Origin of the sequence: Mesorhizobium sp. M2A.F.Ca.ET.067.02.1.1 (assembly GCF_004023285.1) — a bacterium.
GTDB lineage: Bacteria > Pseudomonadota > Alphaproteobacteria > Rhizobiales > Rhizobiaceae > Mesorhizobium.
In genome coordinates this window covers 1-4,172 of sequence record NZ_RZSB01000535.1, presented here as the reverse complement: position 1 = coordinate 4,172, position 4,172 = coordinate 1, and the positions used below count along the sequence as shown (strand labels likewise).

Annotated in this window: 3 protein-coding genes; 2 read left to right on the top strand and 1 reads right to left on the bottom strand. The window is 63.9% G+C overall.

The features are described 5' to 3' along the window. Nucleotides 1–45 precede the first annotated feature (45 nt). Nucleotides 46–2,367 (top strand): ABC transporter ATP-binding protein, encoded by a 2,322-nt coding sequence (locus EOA28_RS26925; RefSeq protein ID WP_127252179.1) that lies wholly within the window; start codon nucleotides 46–48, stop codon nucleotides 2,365–2,367. Between the two features lie 13 nt (nucleotides 2,368–2,380). Here the strand turns inward: EOA28_RS26925 and EOA28_RS26920 are convergent, their stop codons facing one another. Next, complete coding sequence (locus EOA28_RS26920; protein WP_128315460.1) at nucleotides 2,381–2,971, bottom strand: hypothetical protein; 591 nt, start codon at nucleotides 2,969–2,971, stop codon at nucleotides 2,381–2,383. Nucleotides 2,972–3,182: 211 nt separating this feature from the next. Between EOA28_RS26920 and EOA28_RS26915 the strand changes: the two genes are divergently transcribed. Then, on the top strand, nucleotides 3,183–4,172 hold a 990-nt coding region (locus EOA28_RS26915), incomplete at its 3' end, for a trimethylamine methyltransferase family protein (protein WP_189342201.1).

Here is a 4,172-nt window from a genome sequence, read left to right as displayed (position 1 = left end):
GGCTCAGGCCCTACCTGCTGGAACAATTTAGGATTGGAGCGACCCATGAACGAGGCAGTTCGAGATCCGGCTCAACCCATCATCGAGATCGAGAACCTCTCGATCTCCTTCTTCACCCGCAAGGGGGAGATCCCGGCCGTGATGGATTTTTCCTGCACGGTGATGCCCGGCGAGGCGATGGGTATCGTCGGCGAGTCCGGCTGCGGGAAGTCAACCGTGTCGCTCGGCATCATGCGCGACCTTTCCAACATCGGGAAGATCGTCGGCGGGCGCATCAAGTTCCAGGGCAAGGACATGGGCGAGCTCTCCGAGGAGGAGCTGCGCGCCATCCGGGGCAACAAGATCGCCATGATCTACCAGGAGCCGATGGCGAGCCTCAATCCGGCAATGAAGATCGGCCAGCAGCTGATGGAAGTGCCGCTAATCCACGACAAAGTATCGAAGGAGGAGGCTTATAACCGCGCGCTGGAGATGGTGCGGGCGGTGAAGCTGCCCGACCCTGAACGCATGATGCGCTCCTATCCGCACCAGCTTTCGGGCGGCCAGCAGCAGCGCATCGTCATCGCCATGGCGCTGCTGTCGAAACCGGCGCTGCTTCTGCTCGACGAGCCGACCACCGCGCTCGACGTCACCGTCGAGGCCGGCATCGTCGAGCTGGTCAAGGGGCTTGGCGAGAAGTTCGGCACCTCGATGATCTTCGTGTCGCACAATCTCGGCCTGATCCTGGAAACCTGCGACAGGATCACGGTGATGTATTCCGGCGAGGCGGTCGAGACCGGGAAGATCGAGGACGTGTTCGACCGGATGCGCCATCCCTATACGCAAGGGCTGTTCCGCTCGATCCCGCTGCCTGGCGCCGACAAGAACTCGCGGCCGTTGATCTCCATTCCCGGACAGTTGCCGCTGCCGCATGAGCGGCCGAAGGGCTGCAATTTCGGGCCGCGCTGCCACCATTTCGTCGAGGGCGTCTGCAACGCTGCGGAAATCCCGATGGTCCCGGTTGAGGGCCATGAGGGGCATTTCTCGCGCTGCGTGCGCTTCAACGAGATCGACTGGGAGGCGCTGCCGCCCGGCGCCAAGAAGGTCAACGAAAAGGTCGAGCCCGGCGCGCCAGTGCTGAAGATCCAGGACCTCAAGAAATACTACAAGGTCGGCGGCAGCGAGGTGTTCGGCTCCAGCGAAGGCCGCGTCGTCAAGGCCAACGAGACGATCTCGTTCACCGCGCGCGAATCCGAGACGGTGGCGATCGTCGGCGAGTCCGGCTGCGGAAAGTCGACGCTGGCCAAGGTGTTGCTCGGCCTCGAGACCGCCAGCTCCGGCACGGTGACCTTGGCCAACAAGGAGATCCAGTCGACGGGCATCGAGAGCCGCGGCGTCGACACCGTCTCGTCGATCCAGATGGTGTTCCAGAACCCCTTCGACACGCTGAACCCCAGCCACACGGTCGGCTCACAGATCATCCGCACGCTGGAGAAGTTCAATGTCGGCAAGACGGTCGCCGAGCGACGCCAGCGTATGCTGGAGCTGCTCGACCTGGTGAAGCTGCCCAGGGCCTTCGAGACCCGCAAGCCGCGCCAGCTTTCGGGCGGCCAGAAGCAGCGCATCGGCGTCGCGCGCGCCTTTGCCGGGGACGCCAAGGTGGTGGTGGCCGACGAGCCGGTCTCGGCGCTGGACGTCTCGGTGCAGGCGGCGGTGACCGAGTTGTTGATGGACATCCAGCGCAAAAACAAGACGACGATGCTGTTCATCAGCCACGATCTGTCGGTGGTGCGCTACATCGCCGACCGCGTCGTGGTCATGTATCTGGGCTACATCGTCGAGCAGGGCACGACCGACCAGATCTTCTCGCCGCCCTACCATCCCTATACCGAGGCGCTGCTGTCCGCGATCCCGATCGCCGACACCAGCGTGGTCAAGAAGCACATCGTGCTCGAAGGCGACATCCCGTCGGCGATGAACCCGCCGACCGGCTGCCCGTTCCAGACGCGCTGCGGCTACAAGAAGCTGGTGCCGGACAATCTGTGCGAGACGAAGGTGCCGCCGGTGAAGAATCTCGGCGGCGGCCATACGAGCCTATGCTGGCTTTCGGACGACGTGCTGGCCAAGATGGAGCCGGTCATCAAGTTCGACAAGGAGCATGCCGCGCATGAAGGCGTGCCGGATGATGCGCCGCATGGCGTGGGGCCGGGCTTTGCCGGTGCGCCGCCGCAGCGTCCGGACGGCAAAAACGCCAGCGCGGAAGCCGACGCGATCGGAGAGGGCGTCGAGGAGAACGACGCGGTGCGTAAAGCCCGTCGCCATGAAGTGCGCGACGAGGATTCGGAAACCGGCGTCGCCAGGCCGAAGGATACGACAAGGCGGCACTAACCCAGGACGGGTGTCAGCTGCCGCATTGCCGTAGCTGCGCCTGATAATCGCGCGCCATCTGGTCGGTGGCGCGTGCGTAGCTTTGAACGCCGGCGTCGCCGCGGTTGCCGCGGCCATAGGCGGTCCAGCCGAGATAATAGGCCAGATAAAGATTGTAGGTGTCGTTGCGCGCGACACCGAAAGAGTCGGCGGTCTTGGAGTGGTACCAGCCGACGAAATCGATGGCGTCGGCGAAGCGTGTGCGGCGCGCCGCCCAGTTGCCGGTCTCGCTTTGATATTGCGACCAGGTGCCGTCGAGCGCCTGCGAATAGCCAGTGGCGCTCGAGACGTGCGTCCACGGGATGAAGCCGAGGAGCTTTGTGCGCGGCGGGCGGGCATTGCTCTTGAAGCCGGATTCCTTGCGCACCGTCGCCATCAGCACGGGAATGGGAATGCCGTATTTCTGCTCGGTCCGCTCGGCGGCGGACTGCCAGTTGTCGAACCAGCCGTCATTCTGGTCGAACACGGCGCAGACATTGTTGATGTGGCTGGGCGCTGTCGCGCAGGCCGACAGCGCCAGCAGCACGCAAACAGCGACAATTTTACTAAAACTCGACCTACGCATTGGAAGACGAATAGGCCGAAATCATAAAAGGAGTCTTGCGCGGTTCCTTAACGCTGACGCGGGAAGCGCGAAAAATCCAGTATCGATATTCCGACCAACTGCGTCGCTATTCTCTTCGTCGATTTCCAAAAATGCCGCCTTGGCTAAAATCGCGCCGGCAAATGGCGAATTCCTGACAGCTCCCCTGTGATACCGGCGCTCTGATGCGCGCATGAGCGAACCAAGACGCAAGCGCGGCGCCGAGCGCACCAGCAACCGAGGACCCGCCGCCATCCCGCAACTGCCGCTGCGGCGGGTGGAGAATCCCTATCCGCCGATGGCGCTGTTGTCGGCCGACCAGATCGAGGCGATCCACCAGGCATCGATGCACCTCCTGGAGAATTTCGGCGTCGAGGTGATGAGCCCGCGGGCGCTGTCGCTGTTCGAGCGCGCCGGCGCCAAGGTCGATCACGGGTCGATGAATGTGCGCGTCGACCGCGGCATGGTCGAGGAAGCGCTGCGGTCGACGCGCAGCAGCTACACGCTTACCCCGCGCAATCCGGCTCGAGCCATCCATCTCGGCGGCAGCACCATCAACTTCACGCTGGTGGCCGGACCGCCCAATGTGCACGACATGGAGCGCGGCCGCCGCACCGGCAACATGCAAGATTATCAGGACCTCGTCCGGCTGGCGCAGCATTTCAACTGCATCCATATGCTCGGCAACCAGGTCTGCGCGCCGATCGAGCTGCCGGCGAACACAAGGCATATGGACACCTATTTCGCCAATCTGACGCTGACCGACAAATGTTTCCACGTCTCGGCGATCGGGCGGGGCAGGGCGCTGGACGGCATCGAGATGATGGCGATCGCGCGCGGGCTGACGCTGGATGAGATGGCGCAGGACCCCGGCGTCACCACCATCATTTCGGTCAACTCGCCGCGCCGCTTCGACGAGATGATGGCGGAAGGGCTGATGACCATGGCCGAATACGGCCAGTCGGTGGCGGTGACGCCGTTCACGCTGATGGGCGCGATGAGCCCGGTGACGCTGGCCGGCGCGCTGGCGCAGCAGAACGCCGAGGCGCTGTTCGGCATCGTGCTGACGCAACTGGTGCGGCCGGGCGCGCCGGTGATGTATGGCGCCTTCACGTCCAATGTCGACATGAAGTCGGGCGCGCCCGGCCGCACCAGTTGCGTCAGCACGATGCCGAACAGCGCC

Coding starts and splice junctions, on each gene's coding strand:
- EOA28_RS26925 (WP_127252179.1), top strand. CDS start 46: ATGAACGAGGCAGTTCGAGATCCGGCTCAACCCATCATCGAGATCGAG.
- EOA28_RS26920 (WP_128315460.1), bottom strand. CDS start 2,971: ATGCGTAGGTCGAGTTTTAGTAAAATTGTCGCTGTTTGCGTGCTGCTG.